Source organism: Kribbella albertanoniae, from assembly GCF_004348455.1.
Lineage (GTDB): Bacteria > Actinomycetota > Actinomycetes > Propionibacteriales > Kribbellaceae > Kribbella > Kribbella albertanoniae.
This window is the reverse complement of sequence record NZ_SMKA01000576.1, coordinates 1-643: the sequence shown is the minus strand read 5'-3', so window position 1 is coordinate 643 and position 643 is coordinate 1. Positions and strand designations below refer to the sequence as shown.

The following is a 643-nucleotide window of genomic DNA, read 5'->3' as shown; positions in this document are numbered from 1 at the left end:
GGATGAGCGAGGAGGCGGGGTTCGTCGTCGGGGTTGACCGGCAGGCGGTGATGCGGCGGCGGGAGATTGTCAGCACGGTGTTGCGCCGGGGTGCCTGGGCGACGCTGGGGATCGGCGCCATCGGCATCGTTGGCGCGGTCTACGTGCTGGTGACGCTGCGCTACTCGGGGCTCTGGCCGTTCGCGCTGCTGCTGATCCTGGCCATGCTGCCACTGGTCGTCAGTACCGTGCTCGCCCTCCGCCTCGACGCCGAGCGCCAACGCTGGTACGCCGCTTTCCCGCTCCAACCGGTCGCGATGCGGATGTCCGAACGCGGTCTCGAACTCGCCTGCGACGGCGCCGGCTACCCGGTGATGCTCCCCTGGGGAACCGTCCAAGGCTTCCGCCAGAAGAAGCTCTTCGGCCAGTACATGCTCGAGCTGGCCCTCGCTCCGGGGGTAGGCGCCACCACGGCCGGAGTCCGCGGCCTCGACCAGCCCGCGGTACGCGCGGTAGTCAAGCCCAGCCCCCTCCTGCACCCCATCGGCATGTTCCTGGTCAAAGCCCTGGACCAGCCAGTCCACGTCATAGACCAGGCCCTCCAGCACTACTCAGCCGGCACCGCCGCAGTCCGCCACTGACCCGACCCTCCCCACCCCACTCC

1 protein-coding gene is annotated in these 643 nt (G+C 69.8%); it reads left to right on the top strand.

Annotated elements, in window-relative coordinates:
- The coding region (locus E1261_RS44985; protein ID WP_132416522.1) for a hypothetical protein at window positions 1-620 on the top strand (620 nt) is incomplete at its 5' end.
- Window positions 621-643 lie beyond the last annotated feature (23 nt).